Annotated in this window: 21 protein-coding genes; 2 read left to right on the top strand and 19 right to left on the bottom strand. The window is 68.1% G+C overall.

Annotated features, from left to right (window positions below; genetic code table 11):
- Window positions 1-7 precede the first annotated feature (7 nt).
- Window positions 8-577, bottom strand: coding sequence for a YdeI/OmpD-associated family protein (locus D7316_RS15095; protein WP_124708968.1), 570 nt, complete (start codon window positions 575-577; stop codon window positions 8-10).
- Between the two features lie 45 nt (window positions 578-622).
- On the opposite strand from D7316_RS15095, the gene D7316_RS15090 reads away from it, so the two are divergent.
- A complete protein-coding gene (locus D7316_RS15090; RefSeq protein ID WP_408610013.1) occupies window positions 623-1,291 on the top strand; it encodes a hypothetical protein in 669 nt (222 codons plus the stop codon).
- A gap of 616 nt (window positions 1,292-1,907) precedes the next feature.
- Here D7316_RS15090 and D7316_RS15085 read toward each other — a convergent pair.
- The 13 genes from D7316_RS15085 to pnuC all read right to left on the bottom strand — a co-directional run bounded on the left by D7316_RS15085 (window position 1,908) and on the right by pnuC (window position 18,729).
- On the bottom strand, window positions 1,908-3,854 hold the full coding sequence (locus D7316_RS15085; RefSeq protein WP_124708967.1) for an ABC transporter ATP-binding protein: 1,947 nt from the start codon (window positions 3,852-3,854) through the stop codon (window positions 1,908-1,910).
- The gene (locus tag D7316_RS15080; protein ID WP_124708966.1) at window positions 3,851-5,584 is read right to left on the bottom strand and encodes an ABC transporter ATP-binding protein; all 1,734 of its coding nucleotides are present in this window, start codon (window positions 5,582-5,584) and stop codon (window positions 3,851-3,853) included. Before D7316_RS15080 ends, D7316_RS15085 begins: the two co-directional genes overlap by 4 nt.
- Window positions 5,585-5,656: 72 nt before the next feature.
- The gene (locus D7316_RS15075; RefSeq protein ID WP_124708965.1) at window positions 5,657-6,466 is read right to left on the bottom strand and encodes a family 1 encapsulin nanocompartment shell protein; all 810 of its coding nucleotides are present in this window, start codon (window positions 6,464-6,466) and stop codon (window positions 5,657-5,659) included.
- A 42-nt stretch (window positions 6,467-6,508) separates the two neighbouring features.
- Window positions 6,509-7,531, bottom strand: a complete 1,023-nt coding sequence (locus D7316_RS15070; protein ID WP_124708964.1) for a Dyp-type peroxidase — start codon at window positions 7,529-7,531, stop codon at window positions 6,509-6,511.
- A 98-nt stretch (window positions 7,532-7,629) separates the two neighbouring features.
- The gene (locus D7316_RS15065) at window positions 7,630-9,291 is read right to left on the bottom strand and encodes an FAD-binding dehydrogenase (RefSeq protein WP_124708963.1); all 1,662 of its coding nucleotides are present in this window, start codon (window positions 9,289-9,291) and stop codon (window positions 7,630-7,632) included.
- A 50-nt stretch (window positions 9,292-9,341) separates the two neighbouring features.
- Complete coding sequence (locus D7316_RS15060) at window positions 9,342-10,829, bottom strand: amidase (RefSeq protein ID WP_124708962.1); 1,488 nt, start codon at window positions 10,827-10,829, stop codon at window positions 9,342-9,344.
- Between the two features lie 26 nt (window positions 10,830-10,855).
- Window positions 10,856-12,262, bottom strand: a complete 1,407-nt coding sequence (locus D7316_RS15055) for a phenylacetate--CoA ligase family protein (RefSeq protein WP_197718243.1) — start codon at window positions 12,260-12,262, stop codon at window positions 10,856-10,858.
- A gap of 16 nt (window positions 12,263-12,278) precedes the next feature.
- The gene (locus D7316_RS15050; protein WP_124708961.1) at window positions 12,279-12,950 is read right to left on the bottom strand and encodes a phosphohydrolase; all 672 of its coding nucleotides are present in this window, start codon (window positions 12,948-12,950) and stop codon (window positions 12,279-12,281) included.
- Window positions 12,940-14,784, bottom strand: a complete 1,845-nt coding sequence (locus D7316_RS15045) for a VWA domain-containing protein (RefSeq protein WP_124708960.1) — start codon at window positions 14,782-14,784, stop codon at window positions 12,940-12,942. The genes D7316_RS15050 and D7316_RS15045 overlap by 11 nt, the downstream gene beginning before the upstream one ends.
- Window positions 14,781-15,458 carry a hypothetical protein gene (locus tag D7316_RS15040; RefSeq protein WP_124708959.1) on the bottom strand — a complete coding sequence of 226 codons (678 nt, stop codon included), beginning with the start codon at window positions 15,456-15,458 and terminating at the stop codon, window positions 14,781-14,783. The genes D7316_RS15045 and D7316_RS15040 overlap by 4 nt, the downstream gene beginning before the upstream one ends.
- Window positions 15,455-17,038 (bottom strand): MoxR family ATPase, encoded by a 1,584-nt coding sequence (locus tag D7316_RS15035; RefSeq protein WP_124708958.1) that lies wholly within the window; start codon window positions 17,036-17,038, stop codon window positions 15,455-15,457. The genes D7316_RS15040 and D7316_RS15035 overlap by 4 nt, the downstream gene beginning before the upstream one ends.
- Complete coding sequence (locus tag D7316_RS15030) at window positions 17,025-18,122, bottom strand: AAA family ATPase (RefSeq protein ID WP_124708957.1); 1,098 nt, start codon at window positions 18,120-18,122, stop codon at window positions 17,025-17,027. Before D7316_RS15030 ends, D7316_RS15035 begins: the two co-directional genes overlap by 14 nt.
- Window positions 18,115-18,729, bottom strand: coding sequence for a nicotinamide riboside transporter PnuC (gene pnuC, locus D7316_RS15025; RefSeq protein WP_124708956.1), 615 nt, complete (start codon window positions 18,727-18,729; stop codon window positions 18,115-18,117). Before pnuC ends, D7316_RS15030 begins: the two co-directional genes overlap by 8 nt.
- A gap of 393 nt (window positions 18,730-19,122) precedes the next feature.
- Here pnuC and D7316_RS15020 point away from each other — a divergent pair, with 393 nt between their 5' ends.
- The gene (locus tag D7316_RS15020) at window positions 19,123-20,079 is read left to right on the top strand and encodes an alpha/beta hydrolase (protein ID WP_124708955.1); all 957 of its coding nucleotides are present in this window, start codon (window positions 19,123-19,125) and stop codon (window positions 20,077-20,079) included.
- 229 nt (window positions 20,080-20,308) lie between these two features.
- On the opposite strand, the gene D7316_RS15015 is transcribed toward D7316_RS15020, so the two are convergent.
- The 5 genes from D7316_RS15015 to D7316_RS14995 form a co-directional block, all read right to left on the bottom strand.
- On the bottom strand, window positions 20,309-21,751 hold the full coding sequence (locus D7316_RS15015) for a DUF3068 domain-containing protein (protein ID WP_124708954.1): 1,443 nt from the start codon (window positions 21,749-21,751) through the stop codon (window positions 20,309-20,311).
- 136 nt (window positions 21,752-21,887) lie between these two features.
- Entirely contained in the window at window positions 21,888-23,279 is a 1,392-nt protein-coding gene (locus D7316_RS15010; RefSeq protein ID WP_408610011.1) for an ABC1 kinase family protein, read from the bottom strand.
- Window positions 23,280-23,329: 50 nt separating this feature from the next.
- A complete protein-coding gene (locus tag D7316_RS15005) occupies window positions 23,330-24,190 on the bottom strand; it encodes a metal ABC transporter permease (RefSeq protein WP_124711364.1) in 861 nt (286 codons plus the stop codon).
- Window positions 24,190-25,038: a metal ABC transporter ATP-binding protein gene (locus D7316_RS15000; RefSeq protein ID WP_124708952.1), complete on the bottom strand. Its 849-nt coding sequence runs from the start codon at window positions 25,036-25,038 to the stop codon at window positions 24,190-24,192. Before D7316_RS15000 ends, D7316_RS15005 begins: the two co-directional genes overlap by 1 nt.
- The gene (locus tag D7316_RS14995; protein WP_124708951.1) at window positions 25,025-25,966 is read right to left on the bottom strand and encodes a metal ABC transporter substrate-binding protein; all 942 of its coding nucleotides are present in this window, start codon (window positions 25,964-25,966) and stop codon (window positions 25,025-25,027) included. Before D7316_RS14995 ends, D7316_RS15000 begins: the two co-directional genes overlap by 14 nt.
- Between the last annotated feature and the right edge of the window lie 77 nt (window positions 25,967-26,043).

The following is a 26,043-nucleotide window of genomic DNA, read 5'->3' as shown; positions in this document are numbered from 1 at the left end:
CGCGCACTCACAGCCGCTCGTTGCGTGCGGCCTTCTCGACGATCGTCGTGATCCGTTTGGTCTTGGTCGCGGGCTGCTTGGCGAACGCGATCTGGCTCAGGGCGAACTTCCGTGCGCTCGGTGGGAAGGCGTCCCAGTTGGCGCGGGCCTGTGGGTCGGCGTCGAGTGCGGCGGTCAGCTCCGGTGACTCGATGAGGGCCTCGGCGTCGTCGAGCAGCGTCCACAGGCCGCGTGCCTTCGCATCGTCGATCACCGCTTGACCGGCGGGTTGCATCCGGTCCGCTTCGAGCAGATCGGCGACCCGCGCCTTGTTGGATGCGGCCCAGGCGCTGTTGCGGCCGCGGCGGGTGAACCACATGCCCCGACGATCGTCGTCGATGGTGCGGGTGTGCCCGTCGACCCACCCCCAGCACAACGCCTCTCGCACGACCTCGTCGTAGTCGAGAGGCTGATTTCCGGACTCCTTGCGCCAGAACACAAACCAGACGCCGCCGGATTTGTCGTGGTTCTCCTGCAGCCACCCGTGCCACTCGTCGAGGGAGGTGGGGTGGAGGTGTTCGGCGTCGGGGTCGGCCATGGGAAGAGCCTAGGTCCTCGACGACGCGTCGGTAGCATTGCTTGTGTGAACGACGTGCTCTCGTACTGGTGGCTGATCTTCCCGATCGGTGGTGTCGTCGGGGGCTGGGCGGCGCGGGTCGCGAGCTACAACGAGAAGCGCCGCAAGGACAAGATCGAGCTCGCGCGGATCAAGGCGTCGGCGCAGACGGAGCAGTTGCGGATCACCCAGACCAGCAAGGCGGCCATCACCAAGGTGCTCGCCCGGCACGAAGACGTGAACGCGCGCTGGTTCGGCTACGAACTCGACCTGGCGACCCTGATCCAATACCCGATGATGACCGACCTGCGTGAACCGTTGACGCTCGCATTCCACCGGGCCAAGGTGCGCGCCGACGACCTGCGGCCGACCGACACCGATGAGCTGCTCGATCCCGCCGTCTTCGCCGAATACCGCGATGCCGTCGGCGAGTACGCCACGTCGTTCGATGCCGCCGAGCGGGAGGCGCGTCGACGCAAGCAGGGCGACTTCTCGCCGGTGGAGCGGGAACGGCTCGAACGGGCCCGACGGCTGGTGGCGGTCGCCGCCGACGACGCTGCCACCCCGGCCGAACGGCAGGCCGCCTACCGCAAGGCGCGCGCCGAACTCGACGGTCTCATCGCGGTCCCGCCGGCCGCCTCCCAACAACTCGAGGGCCGCATCGCGGCCGCATTGGAGCCCGGTCGGGAGCTCTGATCGCTCAGACACGCAGAACTCCCACAATCACGGAATGCATTGCGTGAATGTGGGAGATCTCGTTGTACGTGATCTTCGATGGACCCGATCATGCCGCTTGCGCGTCCAATCTCCATGCACGATTTCCCCATCGGCTCTCACGGGATCACATTCCGTCGCGACGCGGTGACACGTGGCTTCACCGACAACCAGCTCGCACGCGCGGTGAGTGACAAGGAGCTGGCACGGATCTGGCCGGGCGCGTTCGTTCCGGTGGGCGCACTCCCATCGGTACCTGAGGACCTCCATCGCTTGCGGTCGGCCGCGGCAGCGGAGTTGTGTGGTGGCGATTTCGCCCTCAGCCACGAGTCGGCCGCGCTTCGGCACACGCTGTCACTGCTGAATCCGCGACTGGATCGCGTTCACTTCGTCACCGGATTCCGGACCGGCGGCCGTATCGAGAAGCAGCGGCACCTCCATTCTGGACTGCTGGATCCGGCAGACGTGACCGTGATCGACGGCCTCGCGGTGCCGACCTTCGCCATGGCCGCGTCGTGCCGATGGTGCGGGAATGGCTCGAGCGTGAGGGGATCGGCGCGTGACCAACGGGGCCTGCACCCCGAGACCGCGCGGTCGCTCAGGTGGCCTGGACGGACTCGTCCTCGTCGATCTCGGCCGGCCCGGCGAACTGGCTGTTGTAGAGCCGGCAGTAGGCGCCGCCTGCGGCGAGCAGTTCGTCGTGGGTGCCCTGCTCGACGATGTGCCCGTCCTCCATCACGACGATGACGTCGGCGTCGCGGACCGTCGAGAGTCGGTGCGCGATCACGAAACTCGTCCGATCGGTGCGCAGGTTCGCCATCGCCTGCTGGATCAGCAGCTCCGTGCGGGTGTCCACCGAACTGGTCGCCTCGTCGAGGATCAGGATGGTCGGCTTGGCGAGGAACGCACGCGCGATCGTGATCAACTGACGCTCGCCGGCACTCACGCCGCCGCCCTCTTCGTCCAGGACGGTGTCGTACCCGTCGGGCAGGGTGCGAACGAAGTGGTCGACGTGGCTGAGTTGCGCCGCCTCCATGACCTCGGCCCTCGATGCGGTCGGGTCACCGTAAGCGATGTTGTCGTAGATCGTGCCGCCGAACAGCCAGGAGTCCTGCAACACCATGCCGGTGCGTTCCCGGAGATCATCGCGGGTCATCCGGCGCGAGTCGACGCCGTCGACGCGGATGGTGCCCTGATCGACGTCGTAGAACCGCATGATGAGGTTGACCAGCGTGGTCTTGCCTGCGCCGGTGGGCCCGACGATCGCGACCATGTGTCCGGGTTGCGCCACCAGCGACAGGTCCTCGATGAGCGGCTTGTCCGGGTGGTACCGGAAGGAAACGTTCTCGAAGGCGATGAGCCCGTGGTCGTCGGCGGGCGTCTCGGGGTCGGCCGGGTCGGGCGTCTCCTCCTCGGCGTCGAGGACGTCGAAGATCCGCTCGGCCGACGCCACCCCGCTCTGCATCAGGTTGAACATCGACCCGATCTGCGTCAGCGGCTGGGTGAACTGGCGCGAGTACTGGATGAAGGCCTGTACCTCGCCGAGACTCAGCGATCCCGACGCCACCCGCAGACCGCCGACCACCGCGACCGCCACGTAGTTCAGGTTCCCCAGGAACATGATCGTCGGCATGATGATGCCGCTGATGAACTGTGCGCGCCAGCTCGATTCGTAGAGCTTGTCGTTGCGCTCGTCGAAGGTCTCCTCGAGTTCGCCTTGCCGACCGAACGCCTTGACCAGTTCGTGGCCGGTGAAGGCCTCCTCGACCTGTGCGTTCAACGCGCCGGTCGACGCCCATTGCGCCATGAAATGCGGTTTGGACCGCTTGGCGATCTGCGCGGTCGCGACGAACGCCAACGGCACGGTGAGGATCGCGATCAGCGCGAGCAGTGGCGAGATCCAGATCATCATCACCAGCAGCGCGATGACCATCAGTACCGAGTTGAGGAACTGGGCGACGGTCTGCTGCAGGCTCTGCGAGAGGTTGTCGAGGTCGTTGGTGACGCGGCTGAGCAGATCACCGCGCGCCGATGCGTCGTAGTACCGCAGGGGCAGGCGGTGGACCTTCTCCTCGACCTCGGCGCGCAGTCCCCGGATGGTCCGGACCACGACGACGTTGAGCAGGTAGCCGGCCAGCCAACCGAGGAACGACGAACAGATGTAGAGCAGAGCGACGATGAGCAGGACCTGCCCGACCGCGGAGAAATCCACGCCCACACCGGGAGTCACGTCCATCGAGCTGACCATGTCGGCGAACGTGTTGTCGCCGCTCGCGCGCATACCGGCGATGGCCTGATCCTTGGTGAGGCCGGCGGGCAGCATCGAGCCGATGACACCGTTGAAGACCAGGTCGGTGGCATGGCCCAGCACCCGTGGGGCCACCGCCATCAGGATCACCGACGCCACGGTCGAGCCGACCACGGTCCCGACGGACAGCGGGTGACTCAGCAGCAGGCGGAGTAGACGCTTCACCGACGGCCCGAACGACCGCGCCTTCTCGGCCGGTGCGCCCATCATCGGGGGGCCGCCTCCGGGCCGCGTCATGATGCGTCCGCGATCGCGAGCTGGGAGCGGACGATCTCGGCGTATGTCTCGCAGTCGGCCACGAGGTCGTCGTGGCGACCGATCCCGACGACCCGCCCGCGGTCGAGGACCACGATCTGGTCGGCGTCGACGATGGTCGAGACGCGTTGGGCGACGACGATGACCGCCGATTCCCGGGTGACCGGTCGGAGCGCGGCCCGCAACCGGGCGTCGGTGGCTAGGTCGAGGGCGGAGAACGAGTCGTCGAACAGGTAGATCGAGGGCCGCCGGATGACTGCGCGGGCGATCGCGAGCCGTTGGCGCTGACCGCCGGACACGGTGGTGCCACCCTGTGCGACCGCGGTGTCGAGACCCTCGGGCATCCGGGACACGAAGTCCTCGGCCTGCGCGATCCGCAGGGCCGCCCAGATCTCGTCGTCGGTGGCGTCGGGTTTGCCGTGCCGGATGTTGGAGGCGATGGTGCCGGAGAACAGGTACGGCCGCTGGGGTACGAGCCCGATCGCCGAGCGCAGGACGTCCGGGTCGAGTCGCCGGACGTCGGTGCCGCCGACGGACACCGAGCCGTCGGTGGTGTCGATGAGCCGGGGGATGAGACCGACGAGCGTGGTCTTGCCGGAGCCGGTGGACCCGACGATGGCCGTCGTGGTGCCGGGTTCCACCCGGAACCCGACGTCGCGCAGCACCGGGTCGTCGGCGCCGGGGTAGCGGAACTCGGCGTGATCGAACTCGACCGTCGCGGGATCACCCGCGAAGCCCACCGGCCGGCTCGGCGGCTGCACCGACGTCTCGGTGTCGAGGACGTCGCAGATGCGTTCGGCGCACACGGTGGCGCGCGGGGCCATCATGGCCAGGAACGACGCCATCATCACCGACATCATGATCTGCATGACGTAGCTCATCATCGCGGTCAGCGCGCCGATCTCGACCGAGCCGTCGGCGACGCCGTGCCCACCGAACCAGATGATCGCGACGATGGTCAGGTTGGTGATCAGCATGACCAGCGGCAGCGCGAGCGCCATGATCCGGCCGACCCGATAGGTGGCGTCGGACAGGCTGTCGTTGGCCACCGAGAAGCGCTGGACCTCATGGCGCTCGCGGACGAAGGCGCGTACGACGCGGATGCCGGTGATCTGTTCGCGCAGGATGCGGTTGACCAGGTCGATGCGCTCCTGCATGGCCCGGAAACCCGGGATCATGCGGCTGATCAGGATCGAGATGGTGACCGCCAGGACGGGCACGGCCACGGCCAGCACCCACGCCAGACCGGGTGCCACATGGATGCCCATGATGATGCCGCCGACACACATGATGGGCGCCATCACCAGGATCGCAGTGCTCATCACGATGAGGAGCTGCACCTGCTGGACGTCGTTGGTGGTGCGGGTGATCAGCGACGGGGCGCCGAAGGTGCCGACCTCGCGCGCGGAGAAGTTGTTCACGCGATGCACGAGATCGTGCCGGATGTCGCGGCCCGCCCCCAGCGCGGTGCGGGCGCCGAAATAGCCGGCGCCGACAGCGCAGACGACCTGGACGATGCTGACCACCAGCATCCAGCCGCCGACGCGCAGGATGTAGTCCGTGTCGCCGCGCGCGACGCCGTTGTCGATGATGTCGGCGTTGAGCGTCGGGAGGTAGAGCATCGCGCCGGTCGCCACGAGTTGCAGGGCGATGACGGCCGCCATGTACGAGCGATAGCGCGACAGGTACGTACGTATCAGACGGGTCAGCATGACGCGCCGGATTCCTCGGTGCTTCGCTCGCTCGTGGTCACTCCGATGACGCTAGCAACACACGCCGACTTGTCATCCGGCGACCGTGAACGGCACCGCCGCTTCCGGCGTGTAGGTCAGGAAGGTGAACGACTCCTTGAAGTAGAGCGTGACCGTGTCCCCGTCGTGGGAGTCGTAGCCGATGGAGACGTCCTGACCGATGGTCAGCTCGAAGTCGCCGCCGCGGGTGCTGAGCAGGAACGCGCCGGAGATCGCCGGGGCCCAGACGATGTCGCCGCCGGCGACGAGCAGGCGCTGGAGGTGGTCGCGGATCGGTACGCCGTGGTTCGACGTCTCGTTGACCAGCGTGTAGACATCCGCGGACAGGGCCAGCGAGTACGGCCCCTCGACCGAGGCGAGGCGCAGGGCGCTGGTGGCCTGGGCGAGTGCCTCCGGGTAGTCGCGCACATCCTCGGGCAGCGCGATCGGCGTCGCCGACGCCGTGGCCCGGATGCCGCTGATCCCGGCGGCCGGGTAGCCCTCGAAGATCGCGCGGTCCTCGGCGCGGGCCAGTTCGGCGGCGGCGTCACGGACGGGATCCCAGTCGGAGTCCTTGGAGCCGCGGTCGACGTCGTCGATGGCCTCGCGGGTCACCGTGAACGGCACCTTCAGCTCCACCAGCGATTGGGACTGCCGGGCGAAGGCCAGGATGCCGTCCGCCGGGGAATCGATCTTGGCGCGGTGGCCGAGCGTGACCGACGCGACGTCGTTGCCGAGCGGACCCTTCACGTCGACGAGCCGTCGCGCCGCGCTGTTGCGCTTGAACGAGCGGGTCGCCTCCTCCTCGATCTCGGCCCATGCGGCCTCGGAAATGGGTGCGAGTTCGCGATGCAGATTGCTCATGGTGCCTCCTGGAGGTGGGGTCGGGCGGGTAGGGGTGGTCGGTCAGTGCAGGGAGCCGATGCCGAGTGAACCGTCGGCGGGTCGGGGGTTTCGCTGTGCGTCGGGCTCGCTCGTCGCTTCTCGACCGTCAGGGGGCGGCGCATCGGGGAGGTCTTCGAGGAAGTCGACCGTCGGGGTGAAGAACTGTGCACCGCTGACCGCGGTGGTGAAGTCGAGGAGCCGGTCGTAGTTGCCCGGCGGGTCACCGATGAACATCTTCCGCAACATCTCCTCGGTGACGTCCGGGCCGGCCGAGTAGGCGATGTAGAAGGTGCCGCGTTCACCGGTCGACGACGCATCGCCGTAGGGCATGTTGTCCCGGACGACGTCGATCTCCTCGCCGTCGGCGTCCTCGACGACGTTCAGCGCGATGTGCGAGTTGGTGGGTTTGACGTCGTCGTCCATCTCGACGTTGTCGAGTTTGGTGCGGCCGATCGCGTCCTCCTGGTCGGCGACGCTCAACGCGTTCCACGCCTCCAGGTCGGTCACGTAGCGCTGGATCGCGACGTAGCTGCCGCCGGCGAAGGCCGGGTCCTCGTCGCCGACGGTGATGGCGCGGATCGCCGCCTGCCCGACCGGGTTCTCGGTGCCGTCGACGAAGCCGATGAGGTCGCGCAGGTCGAAATAGCGGAAGCCGTGGACCTCGTCGACCACCGTGACCGCATCGCCGAGGGCCGCCATGGCCAACCGGCCGACCTCGAAGCAGAGGTCGAGTTGATCGGCCTTGATGTGCAGCAACAGATCCGCGGGCGTCGCCGGCGCGGTGTGCACGTCCCCCTCGTAGGTGACGAACGGCCGGAGCGCACGGGGGCGCGGACCGTCGAACAGCCGGTCCCAGGCCTGCGAACCGACGGACGCGATCGCGGCCAGCGCCGCCTCGGGCGCCCGCGACGACACCGCGCGGGTGAGGCCCGGGAGGTCGGACAAGAGGTCGCGCACCGCGTCCTCCCCACCGTCGTCGATGGTCAGCACGAGGAAGAGGGCCGAGCGCGTCTTGCGCGTCAGGATCGTCTGCGGGACCGGCACCAGCCCACTGTAGCCGACCCCGCGGTGTCGGACGCCCGTGTGGTCAGCGTCGAATGCGTAGGCGAGGCAAACCTTTTAGGCCTCCCGGCAGCAGGAGATCAGCCGCGCGCGATCGCCAGTCCGGCCGCCCGTCCGGAGAAGATGCAGCCGCCGAGGAACGTGCCCTCGAGGGCGTTGTAGCCGTGGACCCCGCCGCCGCCGAAGCCGGCGACCTCACCGGCCGCGAACAGGCCGTCGAAGGCGGTGCCGTCGGGCCGCATGACCTGCGAATCGAGGTTGGTCTCGAGCCCGCCGAGTGTCTTGCGCGACAGGATGTTGAGCCGCACCGCGATCAGCGGTCCGTGCGCGGGGTCGAGCAGCCGGTGCGGTTTCGCGACCCGCACGAGCTTGTCACCCAGGTACTGACGGGCATTCGTGATCGCCATCAGCTGGGCGTCCTTGGAGAACTTGTTGTCGATCTCGGCGTCGCGGGCGGACACCAGTCGCTCGACGTGTTGCAGGTCGAGCTTGGGGCCCCGGCTTATCGCGTTCATCCCGGCCACCAGTTCGGGCAGGTTGTCACGCACCACGAAATCGACGCCGTGCTTGGTGAACGCGTCGACAGGCCCGGGTGCGCCCTTGGCGAGTCGGCTCTTGGCGGCGAACCGCAGATCCTTGCTGGTGATGTCGGGGTTCTGCTCGGAGCCGGAGAGCGCGAACTCCTTCTCGATGATGCTCTGGGTCAGGATGAACCACGAGTAGTCGTGCCCGGTGGACAGGATCGCCTTCATCGTCGAGTTGGTGTCGAAACCGGGAAAATTGGGTGGCGCCAACCGATTTCCCTCGGCATCGAGCCACAGCGACGACGGTCCGGGGATGATGCGGATCGCGTGGTCGGGCCAGATCGGATCCCAGTTGTGGATGCCTTCGGTGTAGTGCCACATGCGATCCCGGTTGACCAGGCTGGCACCCGCCGTCTCGGCGATGCCGAGCATCCGGCCGTCGACGTAGGCGGGCACGCCGGAGATCATCGTCTCCGGCGCGGGTCCGAGACGCTCGACCGGCCAGTTCTTACGGATCAGCTCGTGGTTGTGCCCGATGCCGCCGGTGGTGACGATGACCGCGTCGGCACGGATCTCGAAGTCGCCGACCATGTCTCGGGAGGAGGCAATCCCGCGGTCGAGGTCGGTGGGGGCGAGCACGGAACCGCGGACACCGACCGCGGCGTCGCCCTCGACGACGATCTCGTCGACCTGATGGCGGAAGCGGAACTCGACGAGGCCCTGTTTCTCCGCCTCGAGGACGGGTTCGGCGAACACCCGCACGACCTCGGGGCCGGTGCCCCAGGTGAGATGGAATCGGGGGACCGAGTTGCCGTGGCCGTCGGCGAAGCCGCCGCCGCGTTCGGCCCATCCGACGATGGGGGTGATCCGCAACCCGAGGTCGTGCAGGTATTGGCGCTTGACGGTGGAGGCGAAGTCGACGTAGGCCCGCGCCCACTGGCGCGGCCAGAAGTCCTCGTCGTCACGGTCGAAACCGGCCGAGCCCATCCAGTCCTGCAATGCGAGCTCGGCGGAGTCCTTGATGCCGAGGCGACGTTGCTCGGGGGTGTCCACCAGGAACAGTCCGCCCAGCGACCAGAAGGCCTGTCCACCGAGGTTGTTGCGGTTCTCCTGATCCACGACGACGACCTTGCGGCCGGCGCGGGTGAGCTCGTAGGTGGCCACCAATCCGGCCAAACCCGATCCGACGACCACCGCATCGGCTTGCTGCTCGCTCACGCACCCTCCTCGAATCTGTTGAGCTCGACTCTAGTGCCAGGTCCGCCCGCTCAGAGCGAGATGTCGGCGTATCGGTGCGCCCAGGGTGCGGCCTGCTCGAGTTGCGCGGCCAGGGCGAGGAGATCGCCGTCGGCGCCGAGCCGCCCGACGAACTGCACACCGAGTGGGAGTCCGTCCGACGTCCAGTGCAGCGGGACGCTGATCGCCGGCCGCCCGGTGAGGTTCGCGAGCTGGGTGTAGGGCACCCAGCCGAGGCTCTGCTCGATGAGGTCGTCGAGGATGCCGGTGCGCGCCAACAGGTTCCCCCCATGGATCTTCGAGATCACGCGGGACGCCGCCTGTAGGGGTGGCGGCGTCGACGTCGCGCCGACCCGCAGCGGCGGGGTCGCGAGTGTCGGCGTGAGGAAGTAGTCGTAGGAGCGATGGAACCGCTGCAGGGACGTGGCGTAGTCGTTCACCTTGTTCAGTGCGCTCATCGCGGCGATCACCCCGGCCGACCGCCCGAGCTCGGCGATGGCCAGGGTGTCGGCCTCGAAATCACGGTCCGATGCGCCGGTCAGCGCGCGGGCCTCGTCGACCTCGGTGGCGAGCACGGCGAACCAGATGGTCAGGAAGTCGCGGGCGAGGGCGGCGTCGTCGTAGGGCGGCGCGACCTCCTCCACGTGGTGGCCGAGACCGTCGAGGAGTTTCGCCGCGTGGTCGACCGCGGCGATCGCCTCCGGATCGGGGTTCGAGGTGATCGCCGACGACGTCGAGTACCCGATCCGCAGTCCCGACGGCGGGGTCGCGATCTGCTGCGCGAACGGCGTCGTCGGGGTCGGGGTGGGATAGACGGAGCTGTCGGTGGGACCGACGATGGCGTCGTAGAGTGCGGCGGCGTCGCGGACCGTCCGGGACACCACACCCTGTACGGCCATGCCGAACATCGACTCCCCGGTGGCCGGGCCGAAGGGGGCCAGTCCGCGCGTCGGTTTCAGTCCCACCAACCCGTTGCACGCGGCCGGGATGCGGATGGAGCCGCCGCCGTCGTTGGCGCCCGCGGCCGGCACGATGCCCGCGGCGACCGCCGCGGCCGAGCCGCCCGACGAGCCGCCCGGTGTGTGGTCGGTGTTCCAGGGATTGCGGGCCGGACCCCACAGGTCGGGTTCGGTGACGCCCTTGGCGCCGAACTCCGGTGTGTTGGTCTTGCCGAAGATCACCAGCCCGGCGTCGAGGAACCGGCGCACGACGGTCGAGTGCTCCGGCGCGACATGGCGTGACAGGGATCGCGAGCCGCTCGACGTCGGGTATCCCTTGTACTCCTGCGCGAGGTCCTTGATGAGGAACGGGACACCGGCGAACGGACCCGACAGACCGCCGTCGGCGGCGCGGGCGTCGGCGGTGTCGTCCATCCTGCGGACGATCGCGTTGAGCCGGGGATTGACCGCGTCGGCGCGTCGCCGTGCGAGCGCGAGCAGCTCGGGTGGGGTGACCTCGCCGGTCGCGACGAGTTCGGCGAGGGCGGTGGCGTCGTGACGGCGATACTCATCGAGGTTCACGGGCACAGCCTAGACATGTCCGGGTGTCAGCGGTGCGTTCCCGACGTGACGTCGCATCGGTATCTGCGGGGCTTCCCCGGCCCGAGGTCCCGGACGGAGTCGACCGTCGAGACGGTGACCGGCTGGTTCAGCAACGCGTGCAGGATCGACTCCACCCGTGCGCGCTCGGCGCCGACGACCACGACGTCGACGGTGCCGTCGCGACGCTGATGGACCGTCCATCCGCGGGCACCGCACCGCTGCAGTTGCTGGGTGAGGTCCACGCACGGCACCTGCTGTCCGGTCGACGTGACGAACCGGGTGTCCGCGCGGGCCTCGAGGTCGGCGATCGCCCGGCGCCCGCCGACCTCGACGATCCGTCCGTGATCGCCGGTCCGGTAGCGCACCAGGGGCAGCAGCGGGTTCTCGCCCGCGGTCACCACGATCTCGCCGTAGGTGCCCGGTGTCGTCGAGAGGACCTCGTCCACGAGGATCTCGACGTGCACCTTCCGGTCGACGATCACGAACGGTCCGCCGTCGGTACTGACCCCGATCGGCCGGGTCTCGTGCAGTGAGTAGACGTCGATCACCGGGACCCGATAGGCATTCTCGAGTTCGGCCCGCAGACCCGCGGTGAGTTCGGTCGCGGAGCTGAACAGCGCGAGCGGACGCAACCCCGCCACCAGTCGCGGGGCCAGCAGGACCTCGAGGCCGGCCGGGGTCCCGCTGAACACCTGCGGTGCCATGTCGAGCAGGAAGGCGTCGCGGTCCGGCCATGCGGCCGGATCGAGGTTCAGGCGGGCCATCGGTGCCATCTCGAAGGTGCTGATCATCGAGGCGTAGGTGAATGCCTGCCGTTGCCGCACCACGTGTGCCAGCGCCATCCGACCGGGTTCGGGTCGCCAGTCCACGCCGAGCCGGCGGACGAGATCGACCATGAACCACAACGTCCGAGCGGTGTCCTCGATGTCGTCGGGGATGACCAGCGCGTGCCCGGTCGATCCGGAACTGGTGCCGTGCATCATCTGGTCGAGATCGCAGTCGTAGGGCACGAATGCGGACACGTCACGCAGCAGATCATCCCGACCGATGACGGGGAAGTCGTCGAGTGTCCGCAGACGGTCACGGATGAGGCGATAGGCGGGCAGCGCGCGGGCGACGTCGAGATGTGTGGTGAGCCAGTCGGATCGTGGTGGGCCCGAGCCGGTCTGCACACGCCGGACCGCGTCGGCGTCGAGCCGGTCACCGGCACTGTGGGACCAGGCGGGTGCGTGCGGGTGGCGACGGATCGTCTCCAGACGCCGACCGCTCGCGTCGTCGAGGGTCGGCCATCGTTGCGCATCGGTGAGTGCCTCCGCCGACCCGGGCGAGTACTCCGCGATGGCGAGTACGTCGGGACGTTCGTCGTCCGGCTGGGACCCCGACGCCGGCTCCGGTGCCGGTCTCGGTCTCATGGTCTGCGCCCGTCGGTCATTCGGCGCCGTAACGGGCGGTGGCCTCACGAGCCCGCGCCTCGGCGAGGCGTCGGGCCACGGCCAGGCGATGTTCCTGCTGGACGAGCGCTTCGGCCAGATAGGCGTTGCGGGTCAACGAATCGCGGGCGTCGAGCAGCGAGTGTGCGGTGACCATGTCCTCTGAGCCCGGGCGCTGTCCCGACCATAGCAAGAAGGTGCGGGCCGCCTCCTCGCGCCGCTCCGCCAGCCCGATGAGGTCGCGGGCCGGTACGACCGCGGCCAGCCGGAACGCGAAGGCGGCGAGTGCGCGGCCGCAGAGGTCCCGGCGTAGTGCGCGACTGTACGGTCCGATGACCTCCTCGCTGGCCCACAGCCAGAGGCAGAGACCGGCCATCGTGCGTGCCGCGGGATCATCCAGTTCATCTGTGAGCCTGGCGATCTCGCCGACGTCACGTCGGTTGTCCCCGTCGCCCAGGACGTCACCGGCGAGGGCGCGGACCCGGATGGGATCGGTGAGGAACCACCCGGGGACGGTGGACAGTCGGGCGGTCAGCTCATTCACCTCCGGTCCGCGCACCCGATCGTCGCCCCGGCCGATCTCCGCCCACACCTGCTCCGCGTCGTAGCCGCATTCGGCCCAGAGCCTCAGCAGATTCTCGGGGTCCGTCGCCGCGTGATCATCGGTCATCGTCGGCCTCCCATCCGGCGATCCCGGCGGCGATGCGGGCGCACACCGCGGGGGTCTGATCGATCGAATCGACATGCACGACGCGGTATCCGGCGGCGTCGGCCTTCTCGTCGACGGAGCGGCCCGCACCGATGATGACCAGGGTTCCGGTTGCCAGTCGGGTCCTCGTCTCGGCCGCCACCTCGGCGTACTGTTCCTGGCCGCGGCCGAACATGGATTCGAGACCGTCGTCGGAGAGCACCAGAAGATGTGTGGTGGAAATGTTCTCGGCGCGCGGCGGATGTCGGCGGGCGAGCAGGTCGAGGGGAAAGACGGTGCCGTGCCCGTGGTAGGTGGTGAGTGCCGCCATCACCGACACCGTGTTCCGGGTGTAGCCGTGCGTGCCGGAGACCAATGCGCGACCGGAGAACGAGGTGACCCGCACGTGCCCGCCCGCGGACAGCACGGACAGCGCCACGATCGTGCCCGCCAGGACGGCCGGTGACTCGGTGGCCGGCTGTGGCATCGACCCGGAGGAATCGATGTAGAGGTCGAGCTCCACCGGTTGCTCGGTGCGATCCGGCTCGTCGGCGAGCAGGGACCGTCTGCGGGTGGTGACACCGGCGATCACGTCGGTGCCGCGTGCCAGGGTCGTGGGCCAGTCGATGTCGGTCAGGTCGTCGCCGATCTCCCACAGTTCGTCGGGCCCGGGGATCGTGTCCACCTGCTCGGGTTTCCGAAGGCGTTGGCGCAGCGGGCGAACAGCCACCCGGGCGCGGGTCTGATACCAGGCGGACACGACCGCGTCGGGCGGAGAGCCCGCATAGAGGGCCAGCGTCTCGGCCAGCCCGTAGCCCTGCCCGGCACCGGTCGCCGTCCTGCCCGACGATCTGCCGGTGAGCCCGGCGGCGGAGGGAACCCGGCCGATGCCGGGGTGCCAGGGTTCCTCGGACATCCGCGCGTCGCCCAGCACCTCCTCGAGCTCGGCCGCCGTGGCCGCGGTCATCGACACCCCGCCGCACGATCTGCCCGGGTCGAGATCGCGCTCGTCGATCAGGTAGGGCGCGAGCAGCATCGAGCAGGGGAGGGCGCCGCCGATCGGATCGGTGGCGTAGGACCGTGCGAGGTCGGCGAGCATCTGCGCATCGGCGATCGGGAACACCTGGGTGATGCGTGCGAGCTCGGCACGCAGGTCGGCCGCCGACCTGTTGCCGGGCGATCCCGGCCGCAGGCCGCCGCCGGACGTCCCATCGGTCTCGCCGCGTGGCGGTTCGACCGGCGGCGGCGCCGGCGGGCAGAGCTCGCCGGCCGGCAGCGACCAGAGCAGTTCGTAGCCGCGGTGGATCACCCACCACATGACGTCGATCATCGCCGACGGGCCGGACGGACCGGATCGCGTTGTGGCCGTGAGTGTTCGCCACAGTTCGATCATCCCGTGCCGCCCGCATCTCCGCTGCATCGCCACGACCCGGTCGTTGATGACGATGTCGCACCACAGATTGGCGAGCAGCCGTGCGCGATCCCCGACATCGGCCGCGGCCACTCCGCCGGCGGTCAGACTCCGGGCCATCTGGTGCGTGATCTTGAGCTGGTTGATCCGTGTACTCGGCGCCAGGACGTGATGCCCGATCTCGTGCGCGAAGACCGACTCGAGATGATCGGCGGCGCCGACCTCGGATGCGCGGGTGAGGTCGATGTGGACCGCCGGTGGAAACGAGAACCACGCGAAGCTGCCGATGCGTGCCCCGTCCCCGTCCCGGACGGCCGGCGCGTGCAGGCTGATGTTCCAGAGACGCAGGGCTTCTCGCCACGCGCCATCGACATCGACGTCTCGTGTGTCGTGTGCGGTGGTCACGGTGCGGACCTCGGCAACACCCACACGAGGTACGAGGTCGGGAAGACGGTCGCAACAGCGTTGCCCGACAGGGGGATACGCGAGGACCATTCCTGGTCTGCCGGGCGCTCGCATGGGGTCAGGGCGGCTCCGAAGATGTCGGCCTGCACGCGCCAGCACTCGCCGTCGCCGGCGACGTACCACGATGCCGAACCGGCCTCGGCGGAGATGCCGACGGGAGCGGTGCGGAATCGCCCGCCGATCCCGCGGTAGCCGCCGAACGCGGCCAGCACTGGTAGTGGCTGTGGCCAGCCGAACGGGTCGACGCGTTGGGCGGACAGGAAGGCGGACATCATTTCCGGGGCGAAACCCAGTGTCGCCGCGAAGATCAGCGAGCTGTGCGCATTCATCTCGACGGACCGGATGATCCGCGCGAGCGCATCGGACCGGATCTGAGGTACTCCGGCGCGCCAGGCGGCAACGGTGGCGACGTCGGCGAGGGTGACCGGAATCCGGCGTGTGGTGGCGGCTCCGAGACCGGCGGCGACCGCCGCGCGGTAGCGCGGGACGTCGGCGCCCCAGGCCCCGACGTTGCGGACAGAGATCTCGAAGTCGGCAGAACCGGGCAGGATTCGGGGATCGGGTTCGGGAAAGGCGGTGACCTCGTCGACGGGGAAACGTGTCCTGCGGCTCATGTCGATGTTCCGGTGTCGGACAGCCAGTGCAGGTAGTTGGAGTAGCGCTGATGGAGGTACTTCAACGCGAGCAGATCGTCGAAGTTGCGACCGTAGGCCTTCCCGGTGGCCGAGATCCGGTCGATCTCGATCTGCACCCGGGTGATCCGCCGGGTGACGTCGAGGGCGCCCAGGCCGTCGAGGCCCGCGCCGAACTCGGTCATCAACTCGCCGACGGCGTCGTTCTCGTCCAGCCCCAGGACGGCGTATTCGCGGTTGGATTCGGCGAACAGGTCGGACAGCCAACTGAGCTGATCGGTCGTCAGCTCGGTGTCCTCTGCCCGGTCGAATCGTGGGTGCCGATGGTTGGGTGACAGCTTGCCGCGCAGGACGAATGGCAGGATCGCGGTGACGTCGGCGAGTTCGACCGCCGCGCCGCCCCGGAAGTAGGCCATCGCCTTGGCGAAGGTGATCAACGATTTCAGCGAGCGGACCGACACCCCGTTGAGCGTCTGGCTGCCGATGTCGCTCTCCACATCCGCGCCCGTGTTGGCATCGATGATCTCGGCGACGCTGCCCCCGCCGGTGGTGACGGTGTCCTTGGTGCGGTATTCGAAGCGGCGGCCCCCGTGCTGCACGAATTCGAAATGCCCGATGAAGAATTCGAGGCGTCGTCGGACGTCGTCCGGTAGCGGGATGGCGAGTATCGCTGCTCGGAGGCGCTCCTGCTCGCCGGGGCTGAACACCAGCGCCGACGGTACGTGGGTCTCGGGGGCCTCGTCCGCCTCGACGCGGGTGATGAGCTCGGCGAAGAAGCGGTTGTTGAAACCGGGTGCGCTGACGGTCACGTCCATCCGGTCGCGGAGAGCGGCGATGACCGCGAAGGTGCCGCCGCCGGCATCGTCGTTCGCGGTGAAGAACCAGCTCTCGACGCCGGATTCCGGTGCGGTGCGCAGCATCTGATCGTGCGATTCGACGTAGCCCTCGGCCACCATGGTCAGTAGTGCCGACTGGGTCTTGGTCGGGATGCGGTTGTACTCGTCGACGATCTTCACCGGCTGGGTCAGCCACTGGCGCCACGCGATCGTGATCTCCGAGAGACTGGTGGCGTTCACCAGGTCGCGCGGCAGCGGGAGGCCCACGAGGTCGCTGATGGTGAGCTGCGGTTGTCCCTGCTGGACCCCTCGGCGCACCAGATCCGGTGCGCTGCCGGCGAGTACCCCCATCAAGACGGCGAGCGTGGTCTTGCCGCGCCCCGGTCCGCCGACGAGCAGGCATCTGCCGCCGACCGCAAATGTCAGCAGAGGCAGCAGGACCGCCGAAGAATAGGACTGCGACGTCGGCAGCGACAGTCGGGCGCCGGCATCGCCGATCGGGTAGGTGACCGGGGCGTCGTCGTCGAACTCCAGATCGTAGTACGGGGAGATGACGGCGCGGTTGACCAGCCAGAAGTACGTGCGGCGCAGCTTCTCGTCGAGTCCCGCCGGTTGGTCCGCGGGTTCGGCGAAGAGATCGGCCGCGGTCAGTTCGTCCGCCGGTGTGGCGCGGTGGGGCACGGTCGGCGAAGCCGAGATCTCCTGCCAACGATCACCTTGCGTCATCGATGATTCCCCCGTCTGTGAAGTGGAGTCGGCCGGCGATCTGTTTCTCCAGCGGTTCGCTGAAGGTCAGCGCCTCCCGGAGCGCTGCGTCGATGACCGGGGTGAGGGCCGCGAGACGTTGTGTCACCGACCCGGTCACCTCGATCCACGGCGTCGTCTGCGCGCCGAGTACCTGACGGAAGCGTCGTTGCATGCTGTGGCGCAACAGTTCGCCGTCTCGGGTGCCGTCGTCGACGAACGGGATCTCATCGCCGGTGAGGATGTAGTGCAGGGGGCGGTGATCGGCCGCTGCCGCGGTCACGCTCGGCGAGGTGAAGCCCAGGTACCGCTCGTGCCACACACCGGTGGCGAGTACGTCGGTATCGCAGATCACGACCGGTGTCGGCGACCGGCGCGCAGCCGCCCGTTCGGCTCGCAGTTGTCGTTCGACGATCAGATCGAACTCGTCCGAGCGCCACGGTGCCCGCGGCCCGCCGGGCCGGGTGACGCTGTACTCGCGTCCGTATTCGGGAACCCATGCGGTCGACATCGCGTCCGCGAGTGCTCGGGCAAGGGTGGTGGTGCCGGTCGACTCGGCGCCGAGGATGACGATTCGACGTGCCAGATCGCCGCGCACGGTGGCCGACAGGTCGTGCCAACGCCCGACGAGGTCGTCGCGGACGGCGGTCCCGGAGACGGGATTGAGCATCCGGTCCACCGGAACCCAGGTGGCGTCGAGTCGACGTGCGAGTTCGGCGCCGTATCCGTCGCCGGTGAACACCGCGTCGACCGGTTCGTCGAGCAGGCCGCTGATCACGCGCACGTGTGCGTCCCACAGTTCGGGTGAGTCGAAGTCGATCGGAGTCTCGTCGACCGCCGACACCACGCGCACCGTCGGGTGGACCTCGCGGACCCAGGTCTCGCGGGTCGCGACCGGGATGGATTCGACGACGGACCCGATCACCTGCACCGTCACCGAGTCGGCCGAGCGGATCGCGGAGCGGATCAGATGGTCGTGGCCGATGTGCAGGGGATAGAACTTGCCGAGCACGAGCGCATGGCGGAATCTCACGTCGGCGCGCGAGTCCGTCGTCGGGTCAGGCATCTCGCGCCGCGGGTGTGTCGATGACGGTTGTGGGGGCGCTGGTCAGGAGAGTCGGTCGCCAGCCGACGTAGCCGTGGATGCACAGTCCGATGAAGAGGAGATAGAGCAGCGCAGTGATCGGTAGACCGGTGGACCAGAAGAGCACCACGTAGGCGACGTCGACGGCGATCCATACCAGCCAGTTCTCCAACCAGCGCCGGTTCAGCATGTACTGGGCCGTCAGGCTCACCGCTGTCGTGGCGGCGTCGGCGATGGGCAGGGTCGACTCTCCCCGGACCCGGAGCACGAGGTAGAGCAGACCGGTCATGGCGACTGCCGCGATGACGAGCACGCCGATCGCGGAACGCGGTGTGTGCGATGCGAAGGCCGGTCGGGTGCGCGACCGGTGCCAGTTCGACCACCCGTGAATCCCGAGGACGAGGAAGAGCGCCTGCAGACCCACGTTGGCGTACAGACCATTCGCGCTGAACAGCACGATGAACACGAGGTTGTTGGCGATGCCGAGCGGAAAGGTCAGGATGTTGCGGCGTGCCGCGAGAATCACGCATCCGGCCCCGGTGACGAATCCGAGGACCTCGGACCAATGTCCGGTCAGCCAACTCAGCACATCGTGAGTCTAGGGTCGCGCAACGTTCGGAGGCGTCTCCGTCGTCTGTTCGGATGGACGTGTGCGACCGGGTGCCCGAGGGCCTCAGGAAATGATCACCGTTGATCGAGCAATCCGATAACGGCCCGATAGCGTTGGACGTCCGTCCCATTAACGGGCGGTCGCGGACTTGCGATCCACCGGATGTTTATGCAGGTCGCGTGGTCCGCGCGCTGGGTTGGGAGCGTTGTCGCCGGTCAGGGGGCCCGTCCTTGCCTTTGCCGGAGTGTTATCGAGCCGTTACACTGCCTCAGGACGGGTATCGTCCGGGCCTTCGCGCCATAGAATCCCGTGAGAGTTGCCCGAAGAATTGCTGTGGCCCGCCTCGTGGTCAAGATTGATAAGGATTACTGAATGCTGACTCGCGCCCGTAAGCGCTTGGTCGCCGGACTGGTGGCCCTGGTGGCCCTGTCGGGCGTGACCTTGGTGGTTGCGCCCACCGCCCAGGCAGCCGGAACCACCGAGTACGTGTACTCGGCCGCGATGCACCGCAACGTGCCGGTTCGCATCATCGACGGCGGCGGGGGCGGGCCGAAGCCCACTCTGTATGTCCTCGACGGCCTGCGTGCACCGAACAACAGCAGCGGCTGGCTGATCAACACCGACGTCGACCGGTACATGGTCGGCAAGGGCACCAACGTCGCGATCCCGTTCGGCGGGGCCGGCAGCTTCTACACCGACTGGGAGCGCTCCGATCCCAAGCTGGGCGTGAACAAGTGGGAGACCTTCCTGACCCGCGAACTGCCCGCGTACATGAAGGCCCGCCACAACAGTGACAACCGTCGCAACGGCATCGCGGGTCTGTCGATGTCGGGCACCTCGGCACTGAACCTCGCGTCGCGCCATCCCGGCTTCTACGACGCCGTCGCGTCCTACAGCGGTTACCCGACCGTCACCGCCCCGGGCTTCACCCAGGGCATCCAGGTCGCCGTCGCGCAGACCGGTGGCAACCCGACCAACATGTGGGGCTTCTTCCCGGCCGGCGAGTGGTTCGCGAACGACCCGTTCCTGAGCGCCAACAACCTGGCGGGCAAGCACGTCTACCTCTCCTCCGGCAGCGGCCTGGGCAGCAAGTACGACAGTTCGGTCAACCCGACCAGCGGCAACTTCGACCCGGTCAAGTTCTCGCAGATGGTTCCGCTGGAGACCGCAGCGTCGGTCAGCACCCAGCTGTACATCCCGCGCGTGGCCCTGGTCCCCGGCGTCAAGCTGACCACCCACGTGACCCCGGACGGCGTCCACTGGTGGGACTACTGGCAGAACGACTTCAAGCAGTCGTGGAACACCACGTTCCGTCCGGCGTTCTTCTGATCGCCACGGACTGATCGGCTTCTCACGCGGCCGGTGACCTTCGGGTCACCGGCCGCGTTGCTGTCTGTGGGTCTGCCTGCACCTGCACCAAGACAAGCACCCGCACCCGCATTCCCACCCGCACCCGCACCCGCACCAAAGACTCAGGCTCCCACCGTCCGCCCGTCATGCAATCCGGGCGAGAGGTGGGAGCCTGAGTGTGTGCGGTGCCGGGGTTCGGCTGTTGGTGTTACTCGGTCGAGCGGTGGCGGAACTGCTTGGTGTCATCGTCGCCGGGAGGCGGCGTGAACGACTGCGTGGTGGTGTTGTCGGCTGCCGGGTTGTCCGGCTGGACCACCGGGATCTGCTCGGTCGGTCGATCCCAGGGATCGACGCCGCCCGAGGGCGCACCAGCACCCGCACCGGCCGCTGCCGCGGTACCGGCTGCCGCCGTGGGCGCGGTCTGGTCGCCGTGCGGCGCCCCGTCGAGCCACGAGCCGGTACCGGGGTCGTCGGCGTTCGGCGGGGTCTGATCCCCGTCCGGGTCGCCGTCGCCCTTGCGCCGGTTGCGCCAGAACAGGAAGCCCCAGAGCGCCAGCAGCAGCACGCCGACGATGCCGAGGATCAGCGGCAGCCAGAAGCTGCCGAGACGCAGCTGGCCGACATAGTCGTCGGCACGCGATGTCTGGTAGCTGACGGTCTCGTCGGACCACTTGAACCGTGCCTTGAGGACATCCATCCGGAAGTCGCGGACCGGCGCCGGGGTGTCCGAGCTCTGGTCGGGTGACCGGAAGTACTGATGCTGATCCTCGAGGCCGTCGACGATGGTGCCGGTCTGCGGCTCCACGAACACGTGCCGTGTGGCGGTGGCGTAGCGGTGCATGGTGATCTTGTCGTTCGGTCGCACACCGCGACCGGAGATGCCCCACCAACTGGCCGGCATGGTCAGCATGGTGCCGAGCGCCGCCTCACCCTGCGCGTTCGGCAGACCGGAGACATCGGTCTCGGGTACCTCGCCGACGAACTCGTAGGTCTTGAGTCCGTTGATGGTCTTCTCGCCGACGAAGTTGACCGGGATGTCCTGGCGCGTGTTGGTGTCGTAGTAGAGGTACGACCGCTTCTGGACGTCGAAGCCGAACTTGTACTGGAATCCCTTGCGGTCGGGCAGATCGACCGAGACGTCCTTGGGGTCGACACCCTCCGGGGCCGCCTCGAGTTGCAGCGAGCTGACGGTGCCGTTGGGCACCGACGACTTGCGGTTCACCGACACCCGGTCGATGTTCGCGGTGAGCAGACCGTCACTGCACTTGCGGTCGGCGTCGACCGGCGCCATGGTCGGATCGGTCTCGGTGCCATCGGCCGTCCGATAGCGATCGATCTCCACGGTCTGCGCCGACTGCAGCGTCGCCTGTCGACGATCCGACGGATCGACGATCACCGAACGACGCTGCTGGGTGAGGTTCGCGTCGAAGACCTCCGCCTTGCGCTCGCTCACCGAGCAGCGGTCGAAGATCCGCGCGGGGTAGCGGTCACCCGTCGAGCCGTCCTCGGGCACCGTCGTCGCGACCGACGTGATGTCGAGGTCGAGCGGGACCACCCGCAGCTGCGGTACCAGAAACAGCGGTATGGCGATGGCAGCGGCAATACACGCGGCGCCGAGGAACGCCGGCAGCGCCAGCCAAAATCGTCTCATTCTCCACTCCCGTTATCCGGACTCAACGCCACAACAGTAGCGGCGCCCCGTCGCGAGCCGTCGCAGGTCTCGGACATTCCTGACACCGACGGTGCCATATATCTTCCGGTCGCCGACGGACGGCTCGCCGGGGGCCTCAACCGGACCGGGTGTCGTCGGCACGTCGCTCCCGCTCGGCCTCCTTGGTGATCCCGGCCATGTAGCCGTAGATCTCCTTGTCCGACATCGCCTTCCAGCGGGGTGCGAGCAGTTTCATGTACTTCTCGACGTAGAGCAATTGCTTGCCGACGAGCACCAGTTCACGCGGCAGCCGTGCGTCGTGTGCCTTGGCCACCGCGGCCAGCTGGCGCCCGAGGTCGGTGTAGGACATCGATCCGAGGTCGGTGGTCGACAGCGGGGACGTGACCTTCCTGATGTCCTCGGCGCCCTTGGCCGTCGATGACGTCGGGTTGTGCACCGCACCGAGCAGGAAGATCGCCCGACCGGCGGACTCGTAGTCGCCACGGACGATGAGGTCGACGACCAGCTGACGCAGGATGCGCCGGGTGCGTGGGGTGAACCGGCCCACAATCCCGAAGTCGAGCAGCACCAGGGTGCCGTCGGCGTCGACGAGGACGTTGCCCGCATGCAGGTCGCCGTGGAACAGGCCACCGTGGAACGCGGACTCGAGAAGGGAGAGGAGCAGGTTGCGGCACAGCGCGACACCGTCGTGGCCGGCGGCGCGCACGGCGGTCGCATCGTCGATCCGGATGGCGTAGATCCGTTCCATGGTGAGCACGCGCGACGTCGTCAGGTCGTCGTAGACCAGCGGCACCCGCACGCGATCACCGAACGGACCCGGCCGCAGGCACTCGTACCACTCCCGCATGGTGGCGGCTTCGTGGCGGAAGTCGAGTTCGGCGGACAGCCCCTCGGCGAAGTCCTCGACGACATGCCGGGCGCTCAACATCCGCCCGTACTCGGAGATCTCGGCGAGGCCGGCGAACCGCTCGAGGAGCGCGACGTCGGGGGCGAGGCGGTCGGTGATCCCGGGGCGCTGGATCTTCACCACGACCTCTTCACCGCTGTGCAGTGTCGCGGTGTGCACCTGGGCGATCGAGGCCGACGCGATGGGTTCGGTGTCGAAGGCGGCGAACACCTGCTCCGGCGGCCGACCGAGTTCCTCGATGAACAGCGCGCGGATCTCGGCGGGATCCGCCGACGGCACGCGATCGAGCAGCGACTCGAATTCGGTCGACAACGTCTCGGTGAACACGCCGGGGCTCGACGCGATGAGCTGGCCGAGCTTCACGTAGGTGGGTCCGAGGTGTTCGAAGGTGGTCCGGACCTCGTGCGCGACGCGCTGTGCGGTGGGTGGTTTGCCGTGGAGGGCGTCGCCGACGGTGTGGAGCACGAAGCGCCCGACACCTGCCGCCGCGTGTGCGGTCGCCGTCCCGAATCGGGTGATCTCGACAAGCGGCGACACCCGTGGCAGCTGGGTGTGGAGGTCGGCGTGGGAGCCGTCGTGTGCGGAGCTCTGCTTTGTCACCATCGGCAAGTGTAACGATCGCGGTGGACGCATCCCAGCCCACTCGGGTGTCAGGCGGGTGCGAACGACGTCCGTCTCTGGGTGAACCACCGGGTCAGCAGCCCGTTCCGGGGTGCGAAAAGATAGATCAGGGCGAACATCACACCTTGAGTCACGACAACCATTCCGCCGGGCGAGACGTCGGCGCCGTAGCTGATGTAGATGCCGACGACGGTCGCGCCGACGGCCAGCGTCGGTGCGATGACCAGCATGTGGCCGAACCGATCGGTCAACAGATGTGCGGCGGCGCCCGGGATGATCAGCATCGCGACCACCAGGATGACGCCGACGACCTGCAGGGCCACCACGCAGGTGAGCGCGAGCAGCCCGAGAAGGAGTGCGCCCAACCATCGTCGGGACAACCCGATGGCATGCGCGTGGACCGGATCGAAGGCGAACAGTGTGAGGTCCCGACGCTTGGCGATCAGCACGGCCGCGACCACCGCGGCCAGGATCACCAACTGCCACAGGTCGGCACCCGAGACCCCCAGCACGTTGCCGAACAGGATGTGATTGAGGTCGGTCTGGCTCGGGGTCACCGACACGAGGACCAGTCCGAGCGCGAACAGGGTGGTGAACACGATGCCGATGGCGGCGTCCTCCTTGACGCGGCTGGTGTCGCGGACCGTACCGATCAGAGTGACCGCCAGGAACCCGAAGACGACCGCGCCGATCGCGAACGGAATCCCGATGATGTAGGAGAGCACCACTCCGGGTAGAACGGCGTGCGACACCGCATCTCCCATCAGCGACCAGCCGATCAGCACGATCCAGCAGCTGATCAGGGCGCACACGGCGGCCGCCACACCGCTGGCGAGAAAGGCGTCGCGCATGAAGGACAGGGACCAGGGTTCGACGAGGAAATCGATCATCACGCCGCCCCGTTCTCCGGTGAAGGCCGGCGATCACGCTGTGGTTCTTGGCCTTCCGCGCGACCGTCGCCGAGCACGTCCACCCCGAAGGCGAGCGCCAGGTTCTCCGGACGCAACGCGTCGGCGGGCGTGCCGTGCACCAGGACGCGTTGCATCAGCAACACCGCCTCGGTGGCGAACGACGGCAGCGTGGACAGGTCGTGTGTCGAGATGAGGATCGTCGCCCCATCGGCGGAAAGGTCCACCAGGAGGTCGATGATGGTTCTCTCCGAACGCTTGTCGACCCCGGCGAACGGTTCGTCGAGCAGGAGGATCTCCGCCTCCTGTGCGATCCCCCGGGCCACGAAGGCCCGTTTACGTTGTCCGCCGGACAGTTTGCCGATCTGCCGGTCGGCGAGGTCGGTCAGCCCGACGCGGGCGAGGGCGTCGTCGACGGCATCCCGATCCCGGGCGGTGATGCGCCGGAAGCGATTCTGGCGGCCGTAACGCCCGGTCATCGCGACTTCGCGCACCGAGATGGGGAAGTCCCAGTCGACGTCCTCGGCCTGGGGGACATAGGACACCAGTCCACGCGTACGTGCGTGATTCGGGCTGTGGCCGGCGATCGACACCCGGCCGGACGACGGTCGCACCAGTCCCATGATCGACTTGAACAACGTGGATTTGCCGGACCCGTTCATGCCGATGAGGCCGCAGATGCGCCCGGGCTGCAGCGTCAGTGACACGTCGTCGAGGGCGAGGACCGATCCGTACCGCACGGTGAGGTCGGCGATCTCGATCGCGGGCCGGGGCTCGTCCCGCTGCGTCGCCGAACCTTGTTGCGGCGCAGGAGAGTCACGGTTCCACATGCGCTGCGTCCTTTCCGGTCAGTCCGTCGACGATGGTGTTGATGTCGTGGCGGAGCAGGTCGAGGTAGGTCGGTACCGGCCCGTCCGGTTCGGAGAGCGAATCCACGTACAGGATGCCGCCGAACCGCGCCCCGGTGGAGTTCTGCACCTGACGCATCGGGGCATCGTTGACGGTCGACTCGCAGAAGACCGCCGGCACCTGACGATCCCGGACGAAGTCGACGGTGCGGCGCATCTGTTGAGGCGTGGCCTCCTGCTCCGAGTTGACCGGCCAGATGTAGTGCTCGGTGAGGCCGGTGTCGCGGGCGAGGTAGCTGAATGCCCCCTCGCATGACACCAGGGCGCGTTCGTTGGCGGGCAGCGCGGCGACGGCGGACGCCAACCGTCGCTGCTCGGCGTCGAGGCGCGCGCCGTAGTCCGCGGCGTTGCTCCGGTAGTCGTCGGCGTGTCCGGGATCGATCCGGGCCAGGCCCGCGGCGATGTTGTCGGCGTAGGTCTTCACCGCGACCGGGGACATCCAGGCGTGTGGATTGGGTTTGGCACCGGACGTGGTCACGTCGCCAGGGGTCGAACTGATCGGGATCGGCGCGATGCCGTCGGACGCGACGATCCTGGGCACGTGGATGTCGTCGAGGAACCGCTCGAACCAGTCGTCGAGGTGCAGTCCGTTGACCACGACGAGGGAGGCGTCGACGGCCTTGTGCAGATCACCTGGCGTCGGCTCGTAGCCGTGGATCTCGGCCCCGAACTTCGTCAGCGAGTTGACGTCCGCATGCTCGCCGGCGACGTTGCGGGCGATGTCGGCGAGCACGGTGAAGGTGGTCAGCACGGTGGGGCGGTCCGTCGTCGTCGTGACCGAGCAGGCGCTGGACAGGGCGACGGCGAGCACCGCGAGAACCGCGAATGCGTACCGCCGGGCCGCTGACATGCGCCCACCCTATTTTCGGCTATCCGAACTCGCAAGTTAGCAGACCCAAATATGAGCACCGGCTGAGAACATATATC

It is taken from the genome of Gordonia insulae (genome assembly GCF_003855095.1).
GTDB classification, from domain to species: Bacteria; Actinomycetota; Actinomycetes; order Mycobacteriales; family Mycobacteriaceae; genus Gordonia; species Gordonia insulae.
The sequence above is the reverse complement of the archived record's forward strand: the minus strand, read 5'-3'. Positions and strand labels throughout refer to the sequence as shown.